At 58.3% G+C, this 23,712-nt stretch carries 21 protein-coding genes and 1 tRNA gene; 6 read left to right on the top strand and 16 right to left on the bottom strand.

Going from position 1 to position 23,712, the window contains the following annotated elements; genetic code table 11:
* Positions 1-2 precede the first annotated feature (2 nt).
* The 5 genes from HUO12_RS02050 to HUO12_RS02030 form a co-directional block, all read right to left on the bottom strand.
* The gene (locus HUO12_RS02050) at positions 3-1,460 is read right to left on the bottom strand and encodes a UdgX family uracil-DNA binding protein (protein WP_176272025.1); all 1,458 of its coding nucleotides are present in this window, start codon (positions 1,458-1,460) and stop codon (positions 3-5) included.
* A complete protein-coding gene (locus HUO12_RS02045) occupies positions 1,457-2,701 on the bottom strand; it encodes a putative DNA modification/repair radical SAM protein (RefSeq protein ID WP_176272024.1) in 1,245 nt (414 codons plus the stop codon). The genes HUO12_RS02050 and HUO12_RS02045 overlap by 4 nt, the downstream gene beginning before the upstream one ends.
* Positions 2,702-2,792: 91 nt before the next feature.
* Positions 2,793-3,125: a PilZ domain-containing protein gene (locus HUO12_RS02040; RefSeq protein ID WP_176272023.1), complete on the bottom strand. Its 333-nt coding sequence runs from the start codon at positions 3,123-3,125 to the stop codon at positions 2,793-2,795.
* 103 nt (positions 3,126-3,228) lie between these two features.
* On the bottom strand, positions 3,229-4,764 hold the full coding sequence (locus HUO12_RS02035) for a DUF6504 family protein (protein WP_176274242.1): 1,536 nt from the start codon (positions 4,762-4,764) through the stop codon (positions 3,229-3,231).
* The gene (locus HUO12_RS02030; protein WP_232367282.1) at positions 4,715-5,518 is read right to left on the bottom strand and encodes a recA-like protein; all 804 of its coding nucleotides are present in this window, start codon (positions 5,516-5,518) and stop codon (positions 4,715-4,717) included. The genes HUO12_RS02035 and HUO12_RS02030 overlap by 50 nt, the downstream gene beginning before the upstream one ends.
* Before the next feature lie 169 nt (positions 5,519-5,687).
* Between HUO12_RS02030 and HUO12_RS02025 the strand changes: the two genes are divergently transcribed.
* Positions 5,688-6,170 carry a pyridoxamine 5'-phosphate oxidase family protein gene (locus tag HUO12_RS02025; protein WP_176272022.1) on the top strand — a complete coding sequence of 161 codons (483 nt, stop codon included), beginning with the start codon at positions 5,688-5,690 and terminating at the stop codon, positions 6,168-6,170.
* A gap of 71 nt (positions 6,171-6,241) precedes the next feature.
* On the opposite strand, the gene HUO12_RS02020 is transcribed toward HUO12_RS02025, so the two are convergent.
* Entirely contained in the window at positions 6,242-7,666 is a 1,425-nt protein-coding gene (locus HUO12_RS02020; protein ID WP_176272021.1) for a sodium-dependent transporter, read from the bottom strand.
* A 119-nt stretch (positions 7,667-7,785) separates the two neighbouring features.
* On the opposite strand from HUO12_RS02020, the gene panB reads away from it, so the two are divergent.
* A complete protein-coding gene (gene panB, locus HUO12_RS02015; RefSeq protein WP_176272020.1) occupies positions 7,786-8,658 on the top strand; it encodes a 3-methyl-2-oxobutanoate hydroxymethyltransferase in 873 nt (290 codons plus the stop codon).
* A gap of 67 nt (positions 8,659-8,725) precedes the next feature.
* Positions 8,726-9,805, top strand: a complete 1,080-nt coding sequence (locus HUO12_RS02010; RefSeq protein ID WP_176272019.1) for a DUF475 domain-containing protein — start codon at positions 8,726-8,728, stop codon at positions 9,803-9,805.
* Here the strand turns inward: HUO12_RS02010 and HUO12_RS02005 are convergent.
* From HUO12_RS02005 to HUO12_RS01990, 4 genes are all read right to left on the bottom strand, one after another.
* Positions 9,777-10,742 (bottom strand): bile acid:sodium symporter, encoded by a 966-nt coding sequence (locus HUO12_RS02005; RefSeq protein ID WP_176272018.1) that lies wholly within the window; start codon positions 10,740-10,742, stop codon positions 9,777-9,779. The two genes, HUO12_RS02010 and HUO12_RS02005, sit on opposite strands and share 29 nt — an antisense overlap.
* Positions 10,743-10,796: 54 nt before the next feature.
* Positions 10,797-12,161, bottom strand: coding sequence for a PEP-CTERM-box response regulator transcription factor (gene prsR / locus HUO12_RS02000; protein ID WP_176272017.1), 1,365 nt, complete (start codon positions 12,159-12,161; stop codon positions 10,797-10,799).
* Positions 12,161-14,266, bottom strand: a complete 2,106-nt coding sequence (gene prsK, locus HUO12_RS01995; RefSeq protein ID WP_176272016.1) for an XrtA/PEP-CTERM system histidine kinase PrsK — start codon at positions 14,264-14,266, stop codon at positions 12,161-12,163. The genes prsR and prsK overlap by 1 nt, the downstream gene beginning before the upstream one ends.
* 100 nt (positions 14,267-14,366) lie before the next feature.
* Positions 14,367-15,764, bottom strand: a complete 1,398-nt coding sequence (locus HUO12_RS01990) for a helix-turn-helix domain-containing protein (RefSeq protein WP_176272015.1) — start codon at positions 15,762-15,764, stop codon at positions 14,367-14,369.
* Between the two features lie 205 nt (positions 15,765-15,969).
* Here HUO12_RS01990 and HUO12_RS01985 point away from each other — a divergent pair, with 205 nt between their 5' ends.
* Together HUO12_RS01985 and HUO12_RS01980 are read left to right on the top strand one after the other, a co-directional pair.
* Positions 15,970-17,568 (top strand): isocitrate lyase, encoded by a 1,599-nt coding sequence (locus HUO12_RS01985; protein WP_176272014.1) that lies wholly within the window; start codon positions 15,970-15,972, stop codon positions 17,566-17,568.
* A gap of 90 nt (positions 17,569-17,658) precedes the next feature.
* Positions 17,659-17,829: a hypothetical protein gene (locus HUO12_RS01980; protein WP_176272013.1), complete on the top strand. Its 171-nt coding sequence runs from the start codon at positions 17,659-17,661 to the stop codon at positions 17,827-17,829.
* Between the two features lie 328 nt (positions 17,830-18,157).
* On the opposite strand, the gene HUO12_RS01975 is transcribed toward HUO12_RS01980, so the two are convergent.
* From HUO12_RS01975 to efp, 4 genes are all read right to left on the bottom strand, one after another.
* On the bottom strand, positions 18,158-19,957 hold the full coding sequence (locus tag HUO12_RS01975; RefSeq protein WP_176272012.1) for an SLC13 family permease: 1,800 nt from the start codon (positions 19,955-19,957) through the stop codon (positions 18,158-18,160).
* Between the two features lie 84 nt (positions 19,958-20,041).
* Positions 20,042-20,126: transfer RNA gene (locus HUO12_RS01970), tRNA-Leu, on the bottom strand.
* Positions 20,127-20,168: 42 nt separating this feature from the next.
* Positions 20,169-20,990 carry an inositol monophosphatase family protein gene (locus tag HUO12_RS01965; RefSeq protein WP_176272011.1) on the bottom strand — a complete coding sequence of 274 codons (822 nt, stop codon included), beginning with the start codon at positions 20,988-20,990 and terminating at the stop codon, positions 20,169-20,171.
* A 5-nt stretch (positions 20,991-20,995) separates the two neighbouring features.
* Positions 20,996-21,559: an elongation factor P gene (gene efp, locus HUO12_RS01960; RefSeq protein WP_176272010.1), complete on the bottom strand. Its 564-nt coding sequence runs from the start codon at positions 21,557-21,559 to the stop codon at positions 20,996-20,998.
* A gap of 135 nt (positions 21,560-21,694) precedes the next feature.
* Between efp and HUO12_RS01955 the strand changes: the two genes are divergently transcribed.
* Positions 21,695-22,057 (top strand): elongation factor P, encoded by a 363-nt coding sequence (locus HUO12_RS01955; protein WP_176272009.1) that lies wholly within the window; start codon positions 21,695-21,697, stop codon positions 22,055-22,057.
* A 2-nt stretch (positions 22,058-22,059) separates the two neighbouring features.
* Here the strand turns inward: HUO12_RS01955 and HUO12_RS01950 are convergent, their stop codons facing one another.
* The gene (locus HUO12_RS01950) at positions 22,060-22,977 is read right to left on the bottom strand and encodes an NHL repeat-containing protein (RefSeq protein WP_176272008.1); all 918 of its coding nucleotides are present in this window, start codon (positions 22,975-22,977) and stop codon (positions 22,060-22,062) included.
* 26 nt (positions 22,978-23,003) lie between these two features.
* Positions 23,004-23,639 carry a thiamine phosphate synthase gene (thiE, locus tag HUO12_RS01945; protein ID WP_176272007.1) on the bottom strand — a complete coding sequence of 212 codons (636 nt, stop codon included), beginning with the start codon at positions 23,637-23,639 and terminating at the stop codon, positions 23,004-23,006.
* Positions 23,640-23,712: the final 73 nt, after the last annotated feature.

The raw sequence follows: 23,712 nt of genomic DNA, 5'->3' as shown, positions 1-23,712 counted from the left end.
ACTTACGCCTTTGAGCCTGGAACAAGCCCCCCCAACCGCGCTTTCACTGCTGACAGATCACGCGCGAAAAGCGCCTCTTGCTCTGCCTTGGCGGCCCCATCCAATCGCAGCAAATAAGACGGATGCGCTGTCACCCACAGTTCTGATCCATCCTCCAGTGTGATAGGAGCCCCGCGCACCTGTTTCAGACTGACAGTCTTGCCTAGCAGCCCGCGCGCAGCCGAAGCCCCCAAAGCGAGCACAAGCTTGGGTCTCACAGCCTTGCGCTCAGCTTCCAGCCACCAACGGCAGGTATCGATCTCTTTCGCTTGCGGGGTCTGGTGAATGCGTCGTTTCCCCCGCTGAACAAATTTGAAATGCTTGATCGCATTGGTGACGTAAGCGTCCTCGCGCGCAATTCCGGTGGCTTGCAAATGCGTGTCGAGCAACTGGCCCGCCGGCCCCACAAACGGTTTGCCAGCCAGATCCTCTTGATCGCCCGGCTGTTCGCCAACGATCATAAGCGCGGCATCAGACGGCCCCTCACCCATCACAGCACGCGTCCCGCATTCAGCGATCGGGCAATCCCGGCAGTCTGTCACTGCTTGAGCGATATCCGGCAAGGTCTGCGGCATATCTGCAAGGTTACGCCCGCCATCTCGCACCATCTTGGCCTCGCGCGATTGCGCCCCTGCGATAAGGTCAGGGATCAGCGCCGCCTCAGGCATATTCTTCCAGTATTTCTTCGGCATCTCCGATAACATCGCGCCGATTTTCAACCGCGCCGGATTAAAGATCGAAGAGTAATAACTACGCCATAACTCTTCGACAGGGTCGCCTTGCGGGGCATCGGAGCGCTCAGCCGGAGGGCCTTCGCGCATCACTTTGCCATCCCAATGGATCGAGCCGCGCGGTGTCAGGATCGACCATCGCATATTGGCAAAGCGGCGCATGAAGAACCCCGCATTGGCGCGCACGATGTGATGGTCAGGTTCAAACCAGGCGACATAGTGCTCGCGTGGGTCGTCATTCTCATCCGCCTCTTCAACCAGGCGAAAACGTACGAAAGCGTGCATCTTGTGGCTGTCACGCCGGACAGACTTGTCCAGCATTTCAAACTGACGCACGTCAGGATCGGCCTTGTCCTCCATCGCGCGCGGATTGCTCTGCAAACGCCATAAGAGCCTGTAGAGCAGTGCAAATCGCTGCGGATCGGAATGAAGCGACGCGTTCTTCGCAAGGCTCATGAAGCGTTTGCTCGTGCGCACAGCGAGTGCTTCAAGCGGAGGTTGCGGCAAAGCAATATCGCCGCCTGCAAACAGATCCCCTGCCCCGCCCGGTTCAACCCAGCTTACTCGGTCAGGGGTGACATTGCACTGGATCAGCCCTCGCGCGTGATCGCGCCAGAAGTCAAAGTCATCCGGGCGCGCCAAACGCACTTCATAATGCTGAGCGTTCAAAGGCGACGCGAGCGCTGTCATGCGGCGAACAGCTCCAGCTGCTCCTGTTTAGGGGCAAGCAGACTGCGCAAATCCGCACGGTCGGTTAGCATGGTCGGTCGCCAGTCCAGCGCGACAAGGAATGGCCGCACCTTGCTGATAGAGACTATCAGACGCGCAACGTCGTCCAGCCGCAAGGTCCGATGTCGCCGTGCAGCCAGAATGCGCTTGACCGCCGTCGTCCCCAACCCTGGTACACGCAGCAATTGCTCTTTCGAAGCGCGGTTCACATCAACAGGAAACTGCTCGCGAAACTTCAGTGCCCAGGCGAGCTTGGGATCGATATCGAGCGGCAACATGCCGTCGCTGTCAGTCGCCTGCATGATCTCACCGGGCTGATAGCCATAGAACCGCATCAGCCAGTCGGACTGATAGAGCCGGTGCTCGCGGATCAAGGGCGGGCGCTTCAAGGGCAGAACCGCGCTCGCATCGGGAATGGGCGAGAACGCCGAGTAATAAACCCGCCGCAGCTTGAAACTGTCATAGAGCCGGCTTGCCTTGCCGACGATATCAGCATCCGAAGCCTTGTCAGCCCCCACGATCATCTGCGTTGATTGCCCCGCAGGTGCAAAGCGTGGCGCGTGGCGAAAACGCCTGCGCGCATCTTTCGCTTCAGCGATATCGGAGGTTGTCTTAGCCAGTGCGCCTTCAATCTGGCGGCTGTTCTTGTCCGGGGCGAGGCGCGTTAGCCCGTGATCGGTTGGCAGCTCCACATTGATCGAGACACGGTCCGCATAAAGACCCGCCTGATGGACCAGCTCAGGATCAGCCTCCGGAATTGTCTTTAAATGAATATAGCCACGAAAATCGTGCTCTTCGCGCAGGATGCGCGCCGCCTCGACAATCAGCTCCATCGTGTGATTGGAGCTCTTGATAATGCCGGAAGAGAGGAACAGTCCTTCGATATAATTGCGGCGATAGAAATTGAGGGTGAGGTCCGCGACTTCCTGCGGCGTGAACCGCGCACGCCGCACATTCGAGCTCTTGCGATTGATGCAGTAATGGCAATCGAAGATACAGTGATTGGTCAGCAGGATCTTCAGCAGCGAGATACATCGCCCATCGGGTGCATAGGCATGGCAAATGCCCATGCCTTCGGTTGAGCCTACGCCCTTTCCGCCAAGCGAGTTCTTTTTGGCCGTTCCTGACGAAGCGCAGGACGCATCATATTTCGCAGCATCTGCGAGGATTTCGAGTTTTTGAAGAATCGTTGGTTGAGACATGACAGGTAACACAGTTGAATCGCTATGTTCACTATATGTTCCAATCCATCATTCGCAACAGGATATTTGCTTCCCCGCTCAAATAGACAAATCAGCCGTTGGCGCGACGCTCGCTGTCCTGCTTCTTTGCGAGCGTTTCACGGCTAAGATGATCGACGATGGCTTCGTGCATCTTGCCTTCGAAAGCGACGCCCGCAAATTGGTCGTCAACCCAGACGACTTTTCCCAGCGGAGTGCGTACGCCATTGATGTTGAGCGACAAGTGCTCGCCGACTTCAGCAAAGCCATGGCGCCCTTTGATCTTGCAGCCGCCTTCCGACATATCGAGCAATTCCACACAGATCGGGCGCGACCGCATGCGCCCATCGACAAGAATGTCGAGCGGCCGGCGCAGTGACTGTCTGCCGTGCGAGGAATTGTCCATGTATATGACCCCGTTATAGTAATGAGGCGAGCTTTAGCGGGGAAAGGTAATCAGCCAGTTAACCTTGGCTTACGCTCTTCTGTGGCGAGCCAGCACTGCACGCTCAGGCATACAGACCGTGCAGAAACCAGTCAGGCATTCCTCCGCGGCCATCACCTGACAGCCCGTGGCGATACATCCAGTATCTACGTCCCTCGCCATCTTCGATGCGATAGTAATCGCGCAACCTCGTGGTCGAGCGCTGCCGCCACCATTCCGGTGCAATCCGTTCAGGGCCCTCCACCCGCGCCACTTCATGCACTTCCCCGCGCCAGCGAAAAGCGCGCGGGTGGCCATCAGGCGAGGCGTAAAGCACTGCGATCTTCTCTGCACGATCCAGCAGTTTGAGCGGTCGGGCATGAAAGACCAGCTCGCCTTGCGAGCTAGGCTCAGCAACAAGCGGAGGCTGCCAGCGTTGCGCGCGTTCCGGCAAATGGCTGGCATAAGGCACTGGCCGCCTGATAGCCTTGTCTCCCAAGCGGACTGTCAGCCGGTCGATACAGGCTGCAAGCGATGTCCCGTGTGCTTCAGCGCTTGCTTCAATATCCCCTTGCTCGAGCGCCAGCGGCTCAGACCAGCTCGCGCGCAGCCGCACGGTTTCTATTCCGAAGCCCGCTTCGACATCGTCCAGACGGTTTGCAAACAGACGCGTGATATGCGCTGCATCGCGCGTTGCTGCCGCCAGTTCGAGATTACGCACCAGCGTCTCGCCATCAACGCGCCATAGCCCTAGCTCCAGCCGCCTTGCGCCTTGCTCTCGCCCTTCCAGAACCCGTGCCATATCGGCTGCAAGATCGCTCAGCACTTGATCGAGCAGATCGCGGTGGCGAATTGGCTCCATCAAGCGGCGCTGCACCAAGGGTATATTGTGCGGAACAACCGGGAGCAGCGGCTCCGGCAAGCGGCCAAGCAATTGGTCCATCCGCAAAAGCGGACTGGAAGCGGGCGATTTGCGGTTGCGAAAGCGACGCTGCAAAGCATCGCGTCCGACCCCTGCAAGATCGCCCAATTGCTTCAAACCGAGCCGTCTAAGTACAGTAAGTACATGCGTATCAAGGCGCAGAGCTTCAATCGGCAATCCTACAAGCCGGGTTGTAGGATTCTCGTCCGAGCCGATAATCCTACACGCGCCGCCATAATGTGCGAGCGCCCATGCAGCCCCTGCGGTCGGCGCAATCGCAACCCGCACAGTAAGCTCACGCGCTGCAAACCGCGCCTCGACATCATCCAGCAAGCGCTGTTCCCCGCCGAACAGATGCGCGACTGCGCTGACGTCAACCAGCACACCATCGGGCGCATCGACCGCACTCCACGGCCCCCAGCGCCGCGCCCAAAGCGCGGTCTTTTCAAGAAACTCCAGATCGCTTGCCGGATCTGCTGGCGCGACTTGTATCTGCGGGCACAGCGTACGCGCATCCGCCAGCATCATGCCGACCCGCGCCCCGGCCTCAGCTCCGGCGGTATTGATCGCATCGATCCGCGGTCCATGCGCGGTTTCCGTAATCAGCGCGAGCGGCGCGCCATCTGCGCCTTCGCCCGGTTTCAGGCCTTCACAGAGCCGCCAGCGATCGACCGACAGTCGGGCGAGCCAGATCGCCATGATACGGCGGGGCGGAGACAGGTTCGGCTTCGTCGTTTGCGTTGTCGGGTCGATCTGCGACGAGACGTCCTTCGTCATTACGCAGTATCCATTGACCAGGTGGGTGAGAGCGCGCGCGGAACAGCTCTGCCTGCCAAGCCGGCGCGCCAGGAGCCGCACTATTCCAGCGCGGCGATGAAGAGGGATGCGCAGCTGCTCGCCAGCGCATGCGGGCGGAGGAGAGATCGCTTTGCGCATCAAGCCGGACTAGCCACAGAGGCACGCCGTGCTGCTCTGCGGTCAACGACAGGCGGCGCGATGCCGTAAAGTCGAGCGCGCGCGGATTGCCCGCAATCTCTCCGATCACGAACATGAGGTCGCGGCAACGCAGCCCTTCCTCCAGCGCGAAGAGCGCATCTTCAGGCGTTTCAGCATCAACATGGATGATCCGCCGCTGCAGATTGTCCGGCAAGCCTGCCCGATAAGGCCGCCCATTAAGACGAATGGCTGCACGGTCCTGCACCCACAGGACACTGCGCGTATCTTCGCTTGGCGCAAGCGGATCAGACTTCGCGGCCTGTTCTTGCAGAGCCAGAGCATCGCACGCCAGAGCAAGCGCAAGCCCTGCCCCGCTCGCATCGCCGGACTTTGCAAAAACCTCGCTGTGTTGAGGCGCAGCAAGCCCGGGCCGCCAACGCTGCGCAGAAGCAGCATCAGCCGCCAGAGCGGACAAGGGTTGCAGATCACAAGAAGCAGACAACTGCGCGAGAGACATAATCGAAACGACTCGTTGGAGGGTTATTTGTTCCTATTATGTTCCAACTTGTTATGATTCGCAATCCATCAGCACGCCTCATCGCCCGAGAGGCACTCCTCAGCGAGCCATCGGAACAAATATCTTTTATATTCATTGGTTTATTATTCGAAAGGAGCACATAGCTTATATGAAATATGACCAAGGCAACGCAAACGAACTGAAGAAAAAATTCTGGAACGCACTGGCGGACTCGCCATTCCTGTTCCTCCAGCGCGATGCCGATCCCGAAACCGCCGTACCGATGACCGCGCAGCTGGATAAAGACGCCGATCGCGCGATCTGGTTCTTCACTGAAAAGACCAGCGACTTCGCGAAGCTCGGCCCGGTCACGGCAACATTCGAAGGCAAGGACCACGACGTATTTGCACGTTTCAAGGGTACGCTCGCGATTGAAAGCGACCAAGGCCGTTTCGAACAGTTCTGGAACAACTTTGTGAAGGCATGGTTCGACGGCGGCAAGGACGATCCTGAAATCCTGTTCCTGCGCATGGATTTGTCAGACGCAGAAATCTGGAGCGGCGATCTCAGCCTCATGACCACAGCGAAAATGGCGCTGGGTAAGAACATCCGCGAAGATGTCGCAGACAAGAAGGTCGAAACGACGCTCTAAGTCGATACGGTCCAAGAAAGACTAATAAGGTCGCAAGAGGCCGCTCCCGACAGGAGCGGCCTTTTTTGTGCTTATCCCAACAACTCAGGGAACAGCCCGAACAGCAGCACCAGCGACACTGCGATCGGGCAGAGCCACGCCACAAGGAACCGCCAGACCGGGAACATCGCGTCAGACAAACCTGTCTCGCGCTTGATCAGATTGCGATCAGCCTTCCAGCCGATAAACACCGCCACCAGCAATGCAGCCAATGGCAGCATGATCTTGCCGGTAAAGCCATCAAGCGTGTCGAGAATGTCAGTATTCTCGAAGATATCCCAGAAACCGAGCAAACGAACATCGGCCCACACGCTGTAACCCAAGGCACAAGCAGCGCCGATGGTCCAAGCCGTCAAGCCAACGATAATCGAGGCTGGCACACGGCCAAGACCAAAAGCGTCGATCACCCAGGCCGTTGGACCTTCGAGCAAGGACACAGAGCTTGTCAGTGCCGCAAAGAAAATGAGGATGAAGAACACAAAGCTGACGAGTGCACCGGCGGGCATCTGGTTAAACGCAACCGGCAATGTCTGGAAAATCAGAGCCGGACCGCCAGCCGGATCAAGGCCGACCGCAAACACAATCGGGAAGATCATCAGACCTGCAAGGATCGCGACCGTCGTATCTGCCAGCGCGATCATGCCTGCGGTCGGCGCCAAGTTCACATCCTTGCCGACATAAGCGCCGTAGGTAAGCAAGCCGCCTGCTGCCAAGCTCAACGAGAACAGCGCCTGCCCCAATGCCTCGTTCAAAACGCCGGGCGTGAGCTTTGAAAAGTCCGGCGTGAAGAGGAAGGAAACCGCTTTCGCAAACTCGCCTGTGAACGCGCCGTAGATCGTGATGATCACGAGCAGCACAAAGAAAGCGGGCATCAACCATGTCGCTGCCTTTTCGATCCCGCCGCTTACACCGCGTGCCACGATGAAGATCGTGATGGCCATGAACAGGCTGTGCAGAGCGATCATCCGGACCGGATCGCCAAACAGGCTGCCCATTCGACCAGTAATCTCGTCTTGCGTCTCGCCCGCAAAAGCATTTGCAAAGGGAGCACCTGAGCCGATTGCGCTCAGCCAATCGGCACCGGAGATGAAGATGTAATTCACCACCCAGCCCGCAACGACACAGTAGAAACTGAGGATCAGGAAACCCGCTGTAATCTGTAGCGCACCAACACCGCGCCACATCTCCGACCTGTCGGAATCAATCGCGACATTGCGCATCGAACCAATTGCGTCTTCGCCGCCTGTACGCCCGAGTGTGATTTCAGACAGCACTAAGGGCAGCCCCAGCAGCACAACAAAACCGATATAGACGAGAACGAACGCTCCGCCCCCGCTTTCACCGGCGAGCGTCGGGAAGCGCCAGATATTGCCCAATCCGACTGCAGCCCCCACCGCTGCCAAGATAAATGCCGTACGCGAAGACCAGCCTCCGCCCGCCGCTGCTGCACCTGCCATAGAAAAATATCCCCTCAGCCCTCTCCGGGGCGAATATTCATGCCGCACTTACTGCCTTGAAACAAACGCATAGTCGAGCGAACATTTGCGCAAATCCCCTACTGGGCTAAAAGCACCGCATGTCTACCACTTTTCAGCTCGACACCTCGACCAGCCGCGCAACACCCACGCCGAAGCCGCGCAAGCGTCTGACAGTCCCTCGCATCCGCGACCACAAGAAGGATGGCAAGACCAAAGAACCCTTGGTAATGCTGACGGCTTACACGGCGAGACAGGCTCAGCTTCTCGATACGCATTGCGACATCCTGCTCGTCGGAGATTCGCTTGGACAGGTCATTTACGGGCTGGATTCAACGCTGCCGGTGACGCCGGAAATGATGATCGCTCATGGCGCAGCAGTTGTTCGAGGGAGCTATCACAGCCTTGTCGTGGTCGACATGCCGTTCGGGTCCTACGAGGGATCCAAAGAGCAAGCCTTTGACGTGGCAAGCCGCATCATGGCGGAAACGGGCTGCGCTGCGGTGAAGCTCGAAGGCGGCGAAGCGATGAGCGAGACGATTCATTTCCTCACTAATCGCGGAATCCCCGTAATGGGCCATGTCGGCCTTACCCCGCAAGCCGTCAACGTACTCGGCGGATATGCCGCGCGTGGACGAAGCCAGGAAGAGCATGACAAGATCATCCGCGATGGCAAAGCCGTGCAAGACGCTGGCGCTTTTTCTGTTGTCGCTGAAGGGGTTATCGAGCCCATTGCGATATCACTGACGCAGTCGCTGGAAATACCGGTAATCGGGATCGGTGCCTCAGCCCAGTGCGACGGGCAAGTGCTTGTGACCGAAGACATGCTCGGCATGTTCGAACGCGTGCCGCGCTTTGTGAAGCGCTACGAAGATATCGCGAGCATTATCGAAAAAACCGTCGCGACATACGCGGAAGAAGTCCGCTCGCGCGCATTTCCCGGTGAAGAGCAGACCTACCAACCGAAGAAATGAACGCGTGGCTTGCGCCTGACGCAGCTCTGCACTAGCTCCCCGCGCTAAAGGGAATGGGGTCATTTCGATGCAAACGCTGCTGCGTTACTACAAATTTTCGCTGCTATTCACGCTCGCCTGCTTTGCCTTGGCGGTGTGGTACGGCTGGGCAAGCACAGGGTCGGTTACCGCCACGCTCGGCATCCTGTGGATCGTTGTCGTCCTTTCGATCCTGGAAGTCTCGCTGAGCTTCGACAATGCGGTAGTGAACGCGACGGTCCTGCGCGACATGGACCCCGTGTGGCAGCGGCGCTTCCTCACCTGGGGCATCCTTATTGCCGTCTTCGGGATGCGGATCATCTTCCCGATTGCGATTGTCTCCATCGCCGCGAGTGTCGGTCCAATGGAAGCGATCAACCTCTCCTTGAACGACCCGCAAGAATATGAGCGGATTGTCTCAGGCGCACATATTGGAATTGCCGGTTTTGGCGGCGCATTCCTTGCGATGGTCGGCCTCACTTTCTTCTTTGAGGAAGACAAGGAAGTGCATTGGATCGGGGCGCTGGAGCGGACGATCAACAAATTCTCGACGGTCCCTGCAGTTGAAATCGGCTTGGTATTGAGCCTCATTTATGGCGTCTCAACTCTGCTCTCACCCGAAGATGCGCTGACGTTCCTTACCGCGGGTGTGCTCGGCCTCGTAACCTTCATCGGGGTCCATGCGCTTGGCGCGATCATCGAGCAACGCGAGGCACGCAAGAAAGCCGCTGGCGAAGTGGTTCGCTCAGGCCTTGGCGGCTTTCTCTATCTCGAAGTGCTTGATGCAAGCTTCAGCTTCGATGGCGTCATCGGCGCCTTCGCGCTGTCGAACAATATGGTCATCATTGCACTTGGCCTGTCAGTCGGAGCGATCTTCGTGCGTTCGATTACCATCCACCTGGTGCAGACAGGCACGCTCGCGCAGTATCGCTATCTTGAGCACGGCGCGTTCTGGGCGATCATCGTTCTCGGCGTGATCATGCTGGTCAGCGCGAAAGTGCACATCCCTGAGACGATCACCGGCCTTATCGGCGCTGTCCTGATTGGCCTCAGCCTGTGGTGGTCAGTGCGGCACAACCGCAAGCACGGCGCGGATGAGATCAATCTGTCTGAGCAGAAAGTGAGCTAGCAAGCGGCGCGGCAATCATCAGCTGCAGCAAGTGATAGAGCAGCAGCGGCGCAATCACGAAGCCTGCGATCTCAGGCGCGAACAGGATCGCTGCCAGCGGCGCGCCAATCGCAACGCTCTTTTGTGATGCTGCGAAGAGGAATGCCTTGCGGTCAGCCATGGCGAACCCGAGCACGCCGCTGCTGAGCCAGGCTGAAACGTTCGCTGCAAACAGGAACGCCACGACAAGGCCGAGCAGCGCTCCCCACTCAATCCCGCCAAACATGCTCATCAGTCCTTGCTCGACTGCACCGGAAAACGCGACATAGACAGCGATGCCGATCACAATCCGGTCGAGCCAAACGATGCGTGCCTTGTGCTTAAGCACCCAGCCACGCGTCCAGCCTTGCACTGCCTGACCGATTGCGAAGGGCAGAATCAGGATCAAGCCAATGCGCAGGATCGTTTCGCTACCGATCTCGGCAAGCTCTCCTCCGCCGAGCGCTGCAAAAAGAGGCGCGGTGACGAACACTCCGGCGATATTGATCAGGGCTGCGCCGATGACCGACAACGCGACATTTCCCTCCGCCAAAGTGGTGTAGGAAATCGCAGACTGGATCGTTGACGGAAGCGTGCCGAGATAGAGGAACCCGATTGCGACCATAGGCGGCAAGACCGCCGCTGCGACCAATGAAAGCCCAAGCCCCATCAGCGCCATTGCGCCGAACACAAACAGCATTAGGGGCAGGAAGAAGCGCCAATTGACAAAGCCACGCGCGATCTCGGAACGCGCAACGCGCATCCCGTTGACAAGAAACAGGACAAATATCGCCACATTGGTCACAAGCTGCGCAGGCTCGCGCATCTCGCCTGTCGCAGGCAGCACAAAGCCCGCCAGAGTCGCCACCAGCAAGACGGCTATCATAGGGTCAGCAAGAGGAGCCAAGCGCTGAAGCATTATGCGATCGCCCTGCCCTCGCCCGCCCGCAATGTCGAGAGATTGCGTCCCGACTTACGCTGACAGGTCGTATTGTTTCAGCAGATCGTAGAGCGTCGGACGACTGATTCCGAGCATTTTGGCGGTACTGGAAATATTGCCTTCGCTCCGCGCCAATGCATGGCGAATGACCCGACGGTCCGCTTCCTCGCGTGCTGTCTTGATGTTAAGCACATCATCGCGTTCCTCGCCGCTGTCCTGCAAGTCGAGATCGCCTGCAGAAACCAGCTTGCCATCCGCCATGATCACTGCGCGCTTCACGCGGTTCTCAAGCTCGCGCACATTGCCCGGCCAGCCGTGACCATCAATTGCCGCGAGCGCATCAGGCGCGAAGCCTTGAACGGCAGGGTTCATCTCGTTTGCAAAGCGTTTGAGGAATGCTTTTGCGAGCAGAGTCGCATCGCCATGCCGTTCTGCAAGCGTCGGGATCTTCACGACGATTTCTGCGAGGCGATAATAGAGGTCCTCGCGGAAGCCGCCATCTGTGATCATCGCTTCCAGGTTCTGGTGGGTTGCGCAAACGATCCGCGTATCGACCGCAATCTCCTTGCGGCCACCAATTCGCTCGATCGTGCGCTCTTGCAGGAAGCGGAGCAGCTTCACCTGCAGCGGCAGCGGAATATCGCCGACCTCGTCAAGGAAAAGCGTGCCGCCGTTGGCGCTTTCGATCTTGCCTTCGGTCGTTTTGACAGCGCCGGTAAACGCGCCTTTCTCGTGACCGAACAGCTCGCTTTCCAGCAGGTTTTCCGGGATCGCCGCGCAATTGATCGCCACAAATGGACCGTCCTTGCGGTCGCTCGCATCATGCAGGCCTTGCGCCAGCAATTCCTTGCCTGTGCCACTAGCGCCCAGCAGCATGACTGAGACGTTGGTCTTGGCAACGCGCTCGATTGTGCGCGCCACCTGAACCATCTCAGGCGCATCTGTGATCAAGCGGCCCAGCACGCGATTGTCTTCGCCTGCTTTGGCGGTCAGACGACGGTTCTCCGCTTCGATCTGATGGAGATTGTAAGCCCGGCGAACGATCAGTCCGAGCGCATCGATGTCGACCGGCTTCTGGTAAAAGTCATAAGCGCCGCGTTCGATCGCTTGCAACGTGCTTTCACGCGCGCCGTGGCCGGAAGCGACCACAACCTTCGTGTCGGGCTTCATCGCCATGATCGCATCAAGCACCGCAAAGCCTTCGCTTGTGCCGTCCGGATCAGGCGGCAGGCCCAGATCCAACGTGATAACAGCAGGTTCGAGCTGACGCAGCGCGGTAATCGCCGCATCACGATCGCCTGCAATCACAACCTCGAAATCCTCATAGGCCCACTTAAGCTGAGCCTGCAGACCTGGATCGTCCTCGACAACCAGAAGAGCCGGTTTCTTGTCGGCCATTACGCTACCTCACTTTGAATGCTGTCCTGACTGCTTCCAGTCAGATGTTCTGTGTTGAATTTCGGGAGTTTGACGCAGAACCGTGTGCCGAGCCCCTCGCGCGATTCCACTTCCATCTCGCCGCCCATGGCGCGCACCAGTTCGCGCGCTTCGAATGCGCCGATGCCAAAGCCTCCTTCCTTGGAAGAGACGAACGGTTTGAACAGGCCGCTGCGCACAAAGCCCGGCGTCATGCCCTTGCCGCTGTCGACAATCTCGATCCGGCCGAACATTCCGTCATTGGTCACATCAAGGAATACAGGCTGGTCGTTATCAGTCGCATCAATCGCGTTCTGGACGACGTGTATGAGCGCTTGCTCCAGCGCTTCAGGATCAGCATGGACCGGGCATTCGTCGCCGCGGACAAGTTCCACCTTATGCGCGTGCTTGAATTGTTCTGTGAGTGCGCGAGCAATGCGGCTGAGATCGACCATCTCTCGTCCGCCTGCCTGACCCGAGCCATAGCGTGAAAGACGCGCAATCAGTGCGTTCAATTTGTCCGAGCTGTTCTTGAGTGTCACCAGCATATCCGCACGGAAATCCGGATTATCGCTATGCTTTTCCGCATTGCGCGCGAGCAGGCTGAGCTGGCTCGCAAGGTTCTTGATGTCGTGCATCACAAACGCGATACGGCGGTTGAACTCGTCAAAGCGTGACGCTTCCATCAACGCTTCCTGCCCGCTTTGCTCAGCCAAATAGCTCGCCAATTGCTGGCCAACGACCCGCAAAAGATCCAAATCTTCCCAATCGAGCGGCCGATGCGCTTTTGGCCGGGCAAGGACAACAGCGCCAACCAGACGGTCATAGTGAAGCAGCGGAACCATCGCCCATGCGTCCTCCGCTTCCGTCAACCACGATGGCGCATGTTGCGCCTCGCCATGCCGATCGACGCCTTGGCGAAGCTCATCCAGATTGAGGATATAACTGTTCTCTTCCAGCAGCGCGGCGAGTTGATAAGGCGCAGCAATCGCCGGCACTTCTACGTTTGGCCATTGCCAGCGAGCAACAAGCTCCAGCTCTGCCTTTTCATTGGGCGCGAGCAAGAGGCCAGCATTGCTATCGGTAATGTCTGCAAGCGCCTTTACCGCGCGCTCATGCAGAGTTTCGTCGGCACCGCCGCCGCGTCCAATCGTATTGGTGAAGCGTAGCCACTCCTCGCGATAGTCATAGCGATGGGCAAAAAGGTGCTTTGTGACAGTTACCCGAAGCCATGAACGCAAGCGCTGCGAAGGCAGCCAAAGAAGTGCCACCAAGCTCGCGACCACAAGGAAAGCGACTTGCGTGAACCGGCTGAGATCGCCGCCCGCGCTGTCGAGCGAGCGCGCCATGATGAGCATGGCGAGGATGTAGAAGCTGATCAGCAGCAAAGAGAGCGACTGGAAGGTGACTTTTCGGCTCGGGCGAAACTCCAGTTCGGGTGTCGCATTGCTTGCGCCCAGCGCCAATGGAATAGCGATCAGCGCGACGGCGAACCCACGCAAGGCGCTGAGGAGAGCTGGTGGACTGCCACTCAACCAGGCAAGCAAATGATAATTCAGATCGAACGCCCAAAGACACGCTAACGCAATCGCGCTGGACCGCAGGAGCAATCGCGACGAACCGGCAGCGCCTGAATAGAGGTTATGCAGCAAGACCAGCGCGCCCATTGCGCCCAGCATCCGCAGCGCCATCGCCATCTGGAAAGCGAGCGCATACTCCGTGCCCGTGACCGCCATCAGCATAAGCAAGGGTTGAAGCAGTTCGACGAACACCAGCGCTGCGACGACCGGCTTGACCAGGCTCACGCTTTCATCGCGTCCATCATTGGCGAACATGCGTTGAAGCAACCAAATGGTTGCGAGGATACGGATCGTCTCGGCGAATAGAGCGAGGATTGATGCTGCATCCGACGTCGCGGCCAACGCGCTCCACACCGCCAGCAGGATCAGCGTTGCGATCTGCGCGCTGCGGTCAGGTCTGCTGCGGTCGCCGCGCTGGACGATCACTATCGCGCCAAACGCGCATATGATTGCGCTGGCGAAATATCCGGCAAAGCTCAGGCCGACGAGGAATGTCTCACTCAACATGACAGGCTGCGTAAATTAACGCCGAGAAGTTACCTGTCGGTAAACTTTACACTCGCAATTAAACGCCTGTTTTTATGAACTTTCGAGGGTAAACAGGAGATTACTGGCCCGGTGGACGCGGCTCGCCAAAGGCAAACGGCGTTACTCCGCGCTTAACTCGGTCAATCCGCAAGGCTGCACCGCGTGGTGGCAGAGAGCGCTGGCGGCAGGCCTGAACAAAGCAGCGGGCACAGCCTTGACCGATGGTCTGCGCCGCATCCGGATCAAGCCGCACGCCTTGCGCCGACGCCAGATTGCCAGCCAGCCGCGCTTCGACACCCAGCACGATGACAAAGCTTGCTGTTGTTCCAGCGCCAATCGCTTCGACTGTGCGTGCCACAGTGAACCAGTGCGAAGGTCCGGCGTCAGCACCATCGACAGTGACGTTCTGGACGCAAAGTTGACCGCGCCGCTCGAACGCCTGATGCGGGATCCAAAGCGGGCAGCTCGCATCGCTTTCCAGCCAGGTCGCGCCGCTTGCGCCGGAAAAGCGCTTGGAGAATTGCCCCGCCTTGTCGATCCGCACCATGAAAAACGGCAAGCCGCGCTGGCCAACGCGCTGCAAAGTCGTGAGGCGGTGCGCGACCTGTTCAAACCCTACTCCGAACCGTCGCTGCAGGATCGTAATATCGTAGCCGGTCTGATCGCATGCTCTCAGAAAGCGGCCGTACGGCATCAGGATAGCGGCTGCGAAGTAGCTGTAGAGGTGATGTTCGAACAATTGCTTCGAGGCGTCATCGGTTAGCTGTGAACCAGCGACGAGGTTCGTGATCGCTTCGCGCTGTTCCAATTGGGCGATCTGAAGCGCGATCTGAAAGCTGCGCGATGAGCGATCGAGCATTTCGGAAAGTTGCAGCTGCCGCGCATGCAGATCGAGCCGCCGCATTGCCTCTGGCATCACCTCCAAGGGCAGGATGCGTACTGAAAGTTGGTGCCGTTCACGCAAGCGCTCTGTCAGAGCCGCACCAATATCGCCGCGGGACAAGCGCAATTCATCGGCTAGCTTCTCAGCTTCGGCATCAAGGTCAGCGAAGTGCCCCTGCCAGCGCTCGATCTCGCGGCGCGAAGCAGCAAGCGAGGAATTGACCCCGCCTGGCTCGGGCGCGGCCTTGTCATATAGACGGACAAAAGCGGCGGCCACTTGCGGTGCTGTAGCGAGAAACTCGTCGATCTCTTCGCGATCAATGCCAAGGTCGCTGAACCGCTCGTCATTCAGTCGACGCGCAAGACCATCAAGCCCGCCAATCGCTTCGTCTTCACGTAGTGTGCGCGGGTCGAATTCGAATTGCTCGATAACCTGGACAAGAACGCGTGCGGATAACGGACGCTGATTGCGTTCAATGAGGTTGAGGTAACTGGGGCTGATGCCCAGCGCGCTCGCCATGGAGGCTTGCGTCAAACCCTTGCGTTTGCGCAGCCGGCGGATCGCCGGTCCTGCAAAGACTGAGCCGTCTGCCATGCGCATGTCCTTTCATTCAAGCGGCGCAATACCTCTAACAGCAATACCTCAGAGTTGTAACTTTATTTACTTCATTACACGAGATTCTCGCCATTTTGCGCATTTGAGACAAGTTTTTTTGTGAATTTCCTGTCGAATCGCGCGTCTGCACGTCATCACGGTCAAGCAAAGGGCGCCTCCCCGCCCTGACAGGAGAACCAAAAACATGACGTACACAGCCACTATCCAGAAATTCCGCGAGACCATCGAAGGCAACGGCCCGAGCTGGGGCGCGATCGATCCAGAGAGCGCTGCTCGCATGGCGATCCAGAACCGCTTCCCGACCGGCCTCGATATCGCGAAGTACACCGCAAAGATCATGCGCGCCGATATGGAAGCCTATGATGCTGACCCTGCGAACTACACGCAGTCCTTGGGTTGCTGGCACGGTTTCATCGCGCAGCAGAAGATGATCTCCATCAAGAAGCATTTCGGTACGACCAAGCAGCGCTACCTCTACCTCTCCGGCTGGATGGTTGCAGCTCTGCGCAGCGAATTCGGTCCGCTGCCTGACCAGTCGATGCATGAGAAAACCAGCGTCCCTGCGCTGATCGAAGAGCTGTACACTTTCCTCAAGCAAGCCGATGCGCGCGAGCTTGGCGGCTTGTTCCGCGAACTTGACGAAGCGAAGGCAGCTGGCGACGCGGTCAACACCCACCGCCTGATGCGCATGATCGACGAACATGAAACGCATGTTGTTCCAATCATCGCTGACATCGATGCAGGCTTTGGTAACGCAGAAGCGACATACCTGCTTGCCAAGAAAATGATCGAAGCCGGTGCCTGTGCGCTCCAGATTGAAAACCAGGTGTCGGACGAGAAGCAGTGCGGCCACCAGGATGGCAAGGTTACTGTTCCGCACGAGGACTTCCTGCAGAAGATCCGTGCATGTCGCCACGCTTTCCTCGAAATGGGCGTTGAAGACGGAATCATCGTTGCGCGCACGGACTCGCTCGGCGCAGGCCTCACCAAGCAGATCGCATTCTCGAAAGAGCCAGGCGATCTGGGCGACCAGTACAACGCGTTCCTGGATTGCGACGAAGTCGATCCGGCGAACATCACTAATGGACAGGTCTTCATCAGCCGCGATGGCAAGCTGATGGCACCGAAGCGTCTGCCGTCCAACCTTTACCAGTTCCGCGCTGGCACGGGTGAAGACCGCTGCGTTCTCGACTGCATCACCTCGCTCCAGAACGGCGCTGACCTGCTCTGGATCGAAACCGAAAAGCCTCACGTCGAACAGATCGCCGGCATGGTGGACCGTGTGCGCGAAGTCATCCCGAACGCAAAGCTTGTTTACAACAACTCACCTTCGTTCAACTGGACGCTGAACTTCCGCCAGCAAGTCTATGACGCATGGGCCGAAGCCGGCAAGGACGTGTCTGAATTCGATCGCGACCTGTTGATGAGCGCTGACTATGACAGCACAGAGCTGGCTCAGGAAGCTGATGAGAAGATCCGTACGTTCCAGGCTGATGCTGCGAAGCGTGCCGGTATCTTCCACCATCTGATCACGCTGCCGACCTATCACACGGCTGCGCTGAGCACGGACAATCTTGCGAAGGAATACTTCGGCGAGCAGGCCATGCTGGGCTACGTCAAGAACGTCCAGCGTGAAGAGATCCGTCAGGGTATCGCTTGTGTGAAGCACCAGAACATGGCCGGTTCGGACATTGGCGATGACCACAAGGAATACTTCGCTGGTGAAGCTGCTCTGAAAGCGGGCGGCAAGGACAACACCATGAACCAGTTTGCGGCTGCCTGATTGGAGAGGAGACCGGTGAAGCACACAGGCTTCACCGGGAACCAACCCAGACGGCAACAGTCGTCTTAGAGACAGCCATGGAGAGTGATTATGACTGAAGAAACAACCGCCAGAGAACCAGGCCGGGCCCGCGCCCTTTTGTCGACAGCAGACTTCAAGCTGCTTCGGCGCGCGCTGGAAAGCCATGCCAAGGCAACCGAGGACCGTGAAGAGCTCGCGAAGATCAACGCGCTTCACCACCGCCTCGGCAATTACGGATAAGCGGAACGCCGCTACAACCAGTTCTCCTGGGGAGGAGAGCACGGCCGTCAGAGCACCCCAAACGCTCTGGCGGCCGTCATTGATTCGGCCGCGGAATCCGCCTGTCCCACTGCCATGTTGGATACGCATGTTACACAGTCCAGGGACAAAAAACTTTCGCAGGCTCAAAGCACCCGCAATCACTCTCAAACCCCTGGGAATTGCGCGGAGAATCCATCGCGCTTGGCTGCCAAATGTCAGCAAAGTAGGAAAGCGTCGCTTCCACCCATCGTAACGCTGCTGCGGCAAGTCGTAAGTGCGGATACGAGGGCCTGAACCCGCCCCTACTCTACATCCCGTAAGTCAGCGAGAGCAGGATCGAGAGCGTCGTAACCATGATCAGCACCAGCGGCACGCCGGTGCGGACATAATCAGCAAAGTTGTAGCTGCCTTCCGACATGATCAGCATGTTCGTCTGATAGGCGATTGGCGTCGCATAGCAGAGGTTACAGCCGAACAGGACAGCCAGCACCAGCGGCTCTGCCGGCATACCGAGCTGTGCGGCAATGGCGAAAGCAATAGGCGTTCCGACTGTCGCTGCCGTCGCGTTGGAGGCAAAGTTCGTAAGGATCGTCACAAACAGCATGATGGCTGCGATCACACCTGCAGGCGGCAGGAACTGCAGGCCTGCGGATAGCACGGTCCCAAGCCAGCCCGCAGCACCGCTTTCAAGAATGATGCGCCCAAGCGCGATGCTCGCTGCAATCAAGACGATTACCTGACCGGATAAAGCCCTCCCCACCCGGTCGAACTTCACGCAGCCTGTGACAAACATCAGGATCGCACCGGCCAGCGCAGAGATTGCAATCGGGAAAACACCGATTGAAGCCGTGAAAACGGCAACGCCCATGACAACCGCTGCCAGAACCGCCTTCGACTTACGTGGCAGTTCGCGCGCGCCTTCAAGCATCAGCAAGCTATCGCTGCGCGAGAATGTCTGCAGATCATCGGGCAGGCCCATAACCAGCAGCACATCGCCTTCTGAAATGCGCAGGTCGCCGCCTTCGCTGTACTGGTCCTTCTCGCCCATCAAGCGGTCGGGGCGGTGAATGCCGAGGACTGCCACGCCATAAAGGTCTGCGATGCCCGATGTCGGCAGCGTTCGATTGATGAGGCGGGAATCGGCAGTGACTGTCATCTCGACCGCCAGCATGTCCTGCCCCTTGGCCGATGATTCGCGCCGGATGCGATCCAGCACCCAGCTTGGAGCAAGCTCGCCTTTCAATACGCGGACAGCATCTTCCAACGCTTCATGCGTACCGGATATGTGCAAGCGCTGCTGGGCTTGGACGGGGCCGGTGTTCTTATCGTGAAATTTAATGTCGTCAGGCAGCTTGGGCTGGATCGCTGCAAATTCCTGACCGATCAGCTCACTTTCGCCGCCAATACGCAACCGTGTGTGAAAACGCCGATCCGCATACTCAGCAGCGACACGGTTGTCCTTCAACATCCGCGGCATGACGAGCCAGATATAGGGAAGCGCTACCAGTGACGCCATCAGCACAATCGGTGTGAAGTCGAACACGCCCATCTGCCGCATGCCCAAATCGACCGCGATCGACACAACCAGAATGTTGGTCGACGTGCCGATGGTGGTCGCTAGTCCGCCCAAGAGGGATGCCGCATTCAAAGGCATCAGTGTTCTGGAAGAGGCCATAGCCCCGCGATGCGCAAGCGCCGCAAAGATCGGGATCATCAGGACAAGCACTGGCGTGTTGTTGATGACCATCGAGAAGGAAAACGCGATCAGCAGCGAAATGAGCAAGCCCAATTGCAAATTGATCTGGAACATCCGTCCGAGAAAGCGCGCCGCAGGCTCGAGCGCTCCCGTGACAACAAGTCCCCTGCCCATAACCATGAGCGCGCAAATTGTGATCAGTGCGGGGTGACCGAAACCTTCAAAGGCAAGGACCAAGCCATCTGTTTTGCTCGTCCCGTCGAGCGGAAAGAAATACAGGCCCACCGCGATGACCGCGATGGTCAGCAGCGAGACGATCTCTATCGACATCCGGCCGCGCGCAAACGCGACGAACATCCAGATCGTCACGCCCATGGCTGCAATTGCGTGAAGGGATGGCATTTCAATCATGCGTGAATGCGGAAATCCCAAAGCTCAGCCGGAATTACAAGCGAATTCCGCTCGGCTGCGAAATCTGTGATGTCAGGAGAGTTGTGGTGCCCCTGGCCCGACTCGAACGGGCACTCCGTTAGGAACTCGATTTTGAGTCGAGCGCGTCTACCAATTCCACCACAGGGGCACTGCAATAGGAGGGCGCGGATAGCCGCCCTTATCGGAAGCTTCAAGCCTTCAATGCGTTTACCAGCAATTTGTGCAACCGCGAGTGCAACGCGTCATTCGCAGCCAGGACTTGGCGCGAATGGATCGGCTCGCTGCGTCCGCGATAGTCGGTCACAAAACCGCCCGCTTCGCGCACGAGCAAGCAACCCGCGGCTGTATCCCAGTCAGACAGCCCGCTTTCCCAGAAGCCATCATAGCGGCCTGCAGCGAGCCAAGCGAGATCGAGCGATGCAGCTCCAAATCGGCGGATTCCCGCCACTTGAGGACCGATAGCGGCGTAAATTTTCATCCATTCCTCGGGATCGCCAGCGCCCTGAAAGGGGATGCCGGTCGAAATCAGCGCGTCCGAAAGGCTTGAGCGAGATGAAACCCGCAAGCGGCCATCCATCAGCCATGCACCGCGCGACTTCTCTGCCCAATAGGTCTCATCGTGGATCGGCTGGTAGATGACACCAGCCGTAACCTCGCCCCAGCCTGAACCATCGAGCTTGGGCTCCTGCACAGCGATGCTAATCGCGAAATGTGGGATGCCGTGGAGGAAATTGCTGGTCCCGTCCAAAGGATCGATGATCCAGCGCGGTTTTGCAGGGTCGCCTTCGATGATGCCCGCTTCCTCAAGCACGAAACCCCAATCGGGCCGTGCGTGAAGCAGCTCGTCATAAATCGCACGCTCTGCGCGCATATCGGCTTTCGACACAAAGTCGGCGGGGCCTTTGCGGCTCACCTGCAAGTGTTCGACTTCGCCAAAGTCGCGGCGCAAGCGGTTACCCGCCTTGCGGGCAGCCTTTTCCATCACGCGAATGAGGCCAGAAAACATCGACATCGCGCTTAGCTCGCTTTTCCGACGTAAGTTTGTTCGTAAACGTCAACCACGATCCGCGTACCGCTTTCAATATGCGGCGGGACCATGATGCGAACGCCATTATCGAGCACAGCCGGCTTGTAGCTGGAAGAGGCAGTCTGCCCCTTCACCACTGCGTCGGCTTCGACGATCTCGGCTTCGATCTGCTGCGGCAGCTGCACGCTGATCGGCTTTTCTTCCCACAGCTCCAGCTGGACCTGCATGCCGTCCTGCAAGAACGGACGCGCATCGCCCAGCAAGTCAGACGGCAGCATAATCTGCTCGTAGCTTTCCTGATCCATGAAGACGAGCATGTCGCCGTCCTCATAGAGGAACTGGTATTCGCGCGTATCGAGACGCACTTTCTCGACGGTATCAGCGCTGCGGAAACGGACATTGGTCTTGCGGCCATCCTGCAGGTTCTTCATTTCGACCTGCATATAAGCGCCGCCTTTGCCGGGCTGCGTGTGCTGGATTTTGGCAACTTTCCAGATGCCGTTCTCATATTCGAGAATGTTACCGGGGCGAATATCGACGCCGCTGATCTTCATGGGAACCAACCTTTTCAAGGAACCTGCAGAGCCACGCTCTGACATATCTCGCGCGCCCTTAGCCGAGGGCTGGTCCCACGTAAAGCGTAGCGCAAGGCTAGTGGAGGTAAGACGCGCACCATGCTAAGCCAACACATGATGAAGACGCTTTCGATTTTTGCGGCCGGATGTGCCATCGCGCTATCCGCGCCAGCGCTTGCGCAGGATGGAGGGATGCTGCGCACTATGCCGCATGGCACCTATGAATGCGCGTATCCCGGCTCTGCTGCAGGAGCTGCAATTGAACGCGAAGAAGCGGAGGATTTCCGGCTGAGCAGCGCATCGCGTTACCGCAATGAAGAAGGACGCGGCACCTATCTTCTCAAAGGCGATATCTTCACATTTACGCGCGGCCCCAAAAAGGGCGAGCGATTTATCCGCGAAGGCGAGAACCGCCTGCGCAAGCTGGACAATGCGGGCAATGCGACGCGGCTGCTCTGCGTGCGACGCGGTAGTTGAAGTTAACGGGATTCATGGCGTCGCCGCAGAAACGCCAGTGCACCCCATCCAGCGAGGAGAATGGGCAGCAACAACCCGCCCCAAAAGCTCCAGCTTATCGGTTGCGTTTCTCCGACTTTTCGCAAGCGTGCCTGATTGAACAACGAATATTCAAGCAACCAAACGTCGCCATCGCGCGTTTCTATTCCCCCAGTTGGCGACCATGGTAACCAGGTCGATGCGATGGTTTCCACCGTCCCATCAACGCTGACTTTGTCCGCTCTCCTCGCGCCGTATTGCGCTGCATAGACGCCTCCATCGGATGCTGGCCAAAGCCCCAGCACCCGGTGCTGCTCGGGAACCATAGGCTGTGTCAGCCTTCCTTGGGCAAAACCTTCCAGCGATCGCCTTATAGATCCGTCGGGCCCCAACATCTGGAGATCGCCATTGCTCATCACAAACAGCGATCCATCTTGCGCAGCAGTCATTGCCTGAATTGCGTCAATAGATTGCGCGCCGTGCGGAACGTTCTCTCCTGTTGATGCCTTGCGGAACAGCTCGCTGCCGTCGTGCCAATACGCAGTTCCCGCAGCGTCACGAACGAAGCTGTCGTCCGTGCGAAAACCCGGCGATTCCCGCAGGACCGTCACATTCTCGGCAGAGTCCATTTGCCACACATGGTGCGAGAATTGTCCGTCCTCTCCGCCTGAGTACCAAAGGTTCTCACCTAGCAGATTGCCATCGGCATCAATGAAGAGCTCATGCGTGTGGACGTCTCGAACTGCGATGGTGCGTGTGCCGTCGGGCGCCACTCGCCAGACATGCTCCAGATCAGTGTAGTACAAATTGCCTTCGCTATCCTCAGCCACACCCCAACCCGGGTGCGCTTGAACTGCAGGCATCAACAGAAACAGCAATGTCAGAAGAAAGATTGATCTCATGTCTGCTCCCCTCCCGATGTACGCGATCATTCCAAATGCTTTGCGAATGCTTTGACTGCCGCTGCTTCGTCACCACTCCAGACTGCGCCTGATACCGCGAGAAAGTCTGCGCCTGCTGCGACCAGTGGCGCGCAATTGTCAGGCGTGATCCCGCCAATCGCGACGCAAGGAATTTCGAATAGCGAAGACCACCATTCGAGGATGTCGGGCGCAGGCCGCTCCGCATCGCCTTTATCCTTGGTGGAGCTCTCGAAGAACGCGCCGAAAGCGACATAGTCCGCGCCTGATTCGCCTGCTTCCATCGCCATGTGCTTGCTTGCATGGCACGTTACGCCGATCTGCGCTTCACGGCCCAGCTCCTCGCGAGCCTCGCGCGGGTCACCATCGTCCTGCCCCAGATGCACACCGTCTGCCTTCAGGCGTTTGGCGAGCGCGACGCTGTCATTGACGATGAACGCCACATCATGGGCTGCGCAGATTGCCTGTAATGGCTCTGCCAGCCGTGCGGCCTCATGATTGTCGAGGCCTTTCACGCGGAACTGGAAAGCTGTCACCACGCCCTTCCCCGCTTCCAATGCGCGCTCAAGCCGCTCGGGAAATTCGCCGGACACGTCCAGCGGGGAAATCAGATATAGCTGCGTTGCAATCGCGGTATCACTCATGGCCGCGCGTGATAGCGCCCGTCTGCGCGCTCGCCAAGCAGGAGAAATTGTACCCGATTGGCACAGTGGATAG

This window comes from Altererythrobacter lutimaris (assembly GCF_013371495.1).
GTDB classification, from domain to species: Bacteria; Pseudomonadota; Alphaproteobacteria; order Sphingomonadales; family Sphingomonadaceae; genus Erythrobacter; species Erythrobacter lutimaris_A.
This window is presented reverse-complemented; position numbering and strand designations above follow the sequence as displayed.

What these genes read in the sequence shown, in the direction of transcription:
- HUO12_RS02050 (WP_176272025.1), bottom strand. Translation starts at nt 1,460, where the DNA reads ATGACAGCGCTCGCGTCGCCTTTGAACGCTCAGCATTATGAAGTGCGT.
- HUO12_RS02045 (WP_176272024.1), bottom strand. Translation starts at nt 2,701, where the DNA reads ATGTCTCAACCAACGATTCTTCAAAAACTCGAAATCCTCGCAGATGCT.
- HUO12_RS02040 (WP_176272023.1), bottom strand. Translation starts at nt 3,125, where the DNA reads ATGGACAATTCCTCGCACGGCAGACAGTCACTGCGCCGGCCGCTCGAC.
- HUO12_RS02035 (WP_176274242.1), bottom strand. Translation starts at nt 4,764, where the DNA reads ATGGCGATCTGGCTCGCCCGACTGTCGGTCGATCGCTGGCGGCTCTGT.
- HUO12_RS02030 (WP_232367282.1), bottom strand. Translation starts at nt 5,518, where the DNA reads ATGTCTCTCGCGCAGTTGTCTGCTTCTTGTGATCTGCAACCCTTGTCC.
- HUO12_RS02025 (WP_176272022.1), top strand. Translation starts at nt 5,688, where the DNA reads ATGAAATATGACCAAGGCAACGCAAACGAACTGAAGAAAAAATTCTGG.
- HUO12_RS02020 (WP_176272021.1), bottom strand. Translation starts at nt 7,666, where the DNA reads ATGGCAGGTGCAGCAGCGGCGGGCGGAGGCTGGTCTTCGCGTACGGCA.
- panB (WP_176272020.1), top strand. Translation starts at nt 7,786, where the DNA reads ATGTCTACCACTTTTCAGCTCGACACCTCGACCAGCCGCGCAACACCC.
- HUO12_RS02010 (WP_176272019.1), top strand. Translation starts at nt 8,726, where the DNA reads ATGCAAACGCTGCTGCGTTACTACAAATTTTCGCTGCTATTCACGCTC.
- HUO12_RS02005 (WP_176272018.1), bottom strand. Translation starts at nt 10,742, where the DNA reads ATGCTTCAGCGCTTGGCTCCTCTTGCTGACCCTATGATAGCCGTCTTG.
- prsR (WP_176272017.1), bottom strand. Translation starts at nt 12,161, where the DNA reads ATGGCCGACAAGAAACCGGCTCTTCTGGTTGTCGAGGACGATCCAGGT.
- prsK (WP_176272016.1), bottom strand. Translation starts at nt 14,266, where the DNA reads ATGTTGAGTGAGACATTCCTCGTCGGCCTGAGCTTTGCCGGATATTTC.
- HUO12_RS01990 (WP_176272015.1), bottom strand. Translation starts at nt 15,764, where the DNA reads ATGGCAGACGGCTCAGTCTTTGCAGGACCGGCGATCCGCCGGCTGCGC.
- HUO12_RS01985 (WP_176272014.1), top strand. Translation starts at nt 15,970, where the DNA reads ATGACGTACACAGCCACTATCCAGAAATTCCGCGAGACCATCGAAGGC.
- HUO12_RS01980 (WP_176272013.1), top strand. Translation starts at nt 17,659, where the DNA reads ATGACTGAAGAAACAACCGCCAGAGAACCAGGCCGGGCCCGCGCCCTT.
- HUO12_RS01975 (WP_176272012.1), bottom strand. Translation starts at nt 19,957, where the DNA reads ATGATTGAAATGCCATCCCTTCACGCAATTGCAGCCATGGGCGTGACG.
- HUO12_RS01965 (WP_176272011.1), bottom strand. Translation starts at nt 20,990, where the DNA reads ATGTCGATGTTTTCTGGCCTCATTCGCGTGATGGAAAAGGCTGCCCGC.
- efp (WP_176272010.1), bottom strand. Translation starts at nt 21,559, where the DNA reads ATGAAGATCAGCGGCGTCGATATTCGCCCCGGTAACATTCTCGAATAT.
- HUO12_RS01955 (WP_176272009.1), top strand. Translation starts at nt 21,695, where the DNA reads ATGATGAAGACGCTTTCGATTTTTGCGGCCGGATGTGCCATCGCGCTA.
- HUO12_RS01950 (WP_176272008.1), bottom strand. Translation starts at nt 22,977, where the DNA reads ATGAGATCAATCTTTCTTCTGACATTGCTGTTTCTGTTGATGCCTGCA.
- thiE (WP_176272007.1), bottom strand. Translation starts at nt 23,639, where the DNA reads ATGAGTGATACCGCGATTGCAACGCAGCTATATCTGATTTCCCCGCTG.